The organism is Mesorhizobium sp. M7A.F.Ca.CA.003.01.2.1, from assembly GCF_003998945.1.
Taxonomy (GTDB): domain Bacteria; phylum Pseudomonadota; class Alphaproteobacteria; order Rhizobiales; family Rhizobiaceae; genus Mesorhizobium; species Mesorhizobium ciceri.
On the sequence record NZ_RZRA01001037.1, the window covers coordinates 1 to 1,869 of the forward strand.

Genomic DNA, 1,869 nt, shown 5'->3' on the forward strand with positions numbered 1-1,869 from the left:
ACCGCGATCAACCCGTCCGAAGCGGTCGAGGAAAAGGTGTCGCTGTCCGACCGCTTCGGGCTGTGGCTCGGTTTCCACAAATGTTCGCAGGACGAGTATCTCGACATGATCGACGGCTATGTCCGCCATCACGGGCTGACAATCGATCCCGACACGCTGCGCGCCGAAGCATTGGAATGGGCGACGACGCGCGGCAGCCGCTCGGGCCGCGTCGCCTGGCAGTTCACCCAGGATTTGGCTGGCCGGCTCGGCAAACCGCTGAAGGACTGATGCGTTGGATAGCGTCGCCAACGCCATCCGATGACAAGATCATTTGGGCGGCTGCGACCGCCGCAAATCACGCGGCGTTTGGCCGATCTCACGCCGCATCCAATGCGCCAGATGTGACTGGTGCGCGAAGCCCGTCAATTCCGCCACCTCGCTTGTGCTGAGATCGCCTTGCTGCAGCAGGACGCGTGCGCGTTCGACGCGACGCCGTAGCACGTAGCGGTGCAGGGTGAAGCCCGTCGCCGCCTTGAACCATGTCCGCAAGTGCGAACTGCTGGCGCCGGCAACCCGGCTCAGTCGATGGATCGATAGGGGTTCGTGCAGCGCAACCTCGATATGCTCCAGCACGCGCTTGAGCTGAGTATCCGACAGCCGGTTCGCGCGATCGATATCAGGTTCACCGAGGCCAAGCAGCCTCACAGCGAGCGCGGCGCCGATGCTGTCGGCAAACAACGACCCGCTCGGCGACTTCGCATTGAGATCGCTCTCCAGTGCTCGCGCGAGGTGTTCGATGCGCTGGTCACGAAGCAGGTGACGTGTGCCGAGCGGCAATGCGCGCGCCTTGCCAAGTTCGGCTGCCACCCTTTCCATCAAGGCCGGTTGTAACGCGATCTCGATCGTGTCGAACGGGGTCTCAGCCTCGAACCCACCCTCCTGACCGGCGGGCACCAGGTCGATATCGCCGGCGCGCCTGACGAAATATCGTCGAACCTCATGGCAGTAGGAGCGCGTCGCGGCACTTGCATGCACCATGATGCGATGGTGTGGCGCCCGGAGCAGACGATGGACCCCGGCTTCGACATGCCGGGAGGCCAATGTTACGTCGGACGGGGATCGGGCCGGGGCGACTTGCGAGAGCATGCTTTCTCGATTCATGGCAAAACCTGTTCAAGACTTGGCAATTCCCGCGCGATTTTCAATGCCGTGGCTATGTACCTACGCCTCTCCATAAAACTTGGATGAGAGGTTATGCCATGAGTTTCTATGTTGTTGTGGGAGCAGGCCCGGTTGGTCGCGAGACCGCGCGGCTTCTGGGCGAAGAAGGCCATGATGTTGTCTTGACGAGCCGGAGTGTCGGTTCGAACGCGCTGCAAAACGTCCGGACCGTGCAGTCCGACGCCACCAATGCCGCGGAACTGGCGCGTATCAGCCGAAACGCCGACGCGATCTTCATGTGCGCCATGGCCGCCTATCACCGCTGGCCGACCGACTTCTTCCCAATCATCGACGGCACCGTGCGGGCTGCCGAAGCGGTCGGCGCGAAGCTTGTGGTGCTCGGAAATCTCTATGGCTATGGCAAAGATGCCGAAAGCCCGCTTCACTCCGACCTGTCTCTGGATCCGACTTCGAAGAAAGGAACCGCCCGGACGATCATGTGGCAGCGGGCGGTCCGTGCGGACGTGCCGGCCGTCGAAGTGCGGTCCAGCGATTATCTTGGACATGGCGCGATCAGCTCTTTCTCACTGGTCGCGCTGCCCTCCATAATCGAAGGGAAACCGACGGCTTTCATCGGAAACCTCGACGCAACTCACGCCTGGTCCTTCACGAAGGACGTGGCCAGGACACTGGTCGCTGCCTCGCGCTACACGGGCGAATGGGGAC

3 protein-coding genes are annotated in these 1,869 nt (G+C 62.3%); 2 read left to right on the forward strand and 1 reads right to left on the reverse strand.

What is annotated here, in order from left to right; all coding sequences use genetic code 11:
- Positions 1 to 270, forward strand: a 270-nt coding sequence (locus EN969_RS29300; RefSeq protein WP_127419637.1) for a DUF815 domain-containing protein, incomplete at its 5' end; no start/stop codon positions are given.
- Between the two features lie 39 nt (positions 271 to 309).
- Here the strand turns inward: EN969_RS29300 and EN969_RS29305 are convergent.
- Positions 310 to 1,128 (reverse strand): AraC family transcriptional regulator, encoded by an 819-nt coding sequence (locus EN969_RS29305; RefSeq protein ID WP_063170251.1) that lies wholly within the window; start codon positions 1,126 to 1,128, stop codon positions 310 to 312.
- Between the two features lie 113 nt (positions 1,129 to 1,241).
- Between EN969_RS29305 and EN969_RS29310 the strand changes: the two genes are divergently transcribed.
- On the forward strand, positions 1,242 to 1,869 hold a 628-nt coding region (locus EN969_RS29310), incomplete at its 3' end, for an NAD-dependent epimerase/dehydratase family protein (RefSeq protein WP_127419638.1).

Excerpts from the sequence above, each read along its gene's own strand:
- EN969_RS29305 (WP_063170251.1), bottom strand. The coding sequence starts at position 1,128 with ATGCTCTCGCAAGTCGCCCCGGCCCGATCCCCGTCCGACGTAACATTG.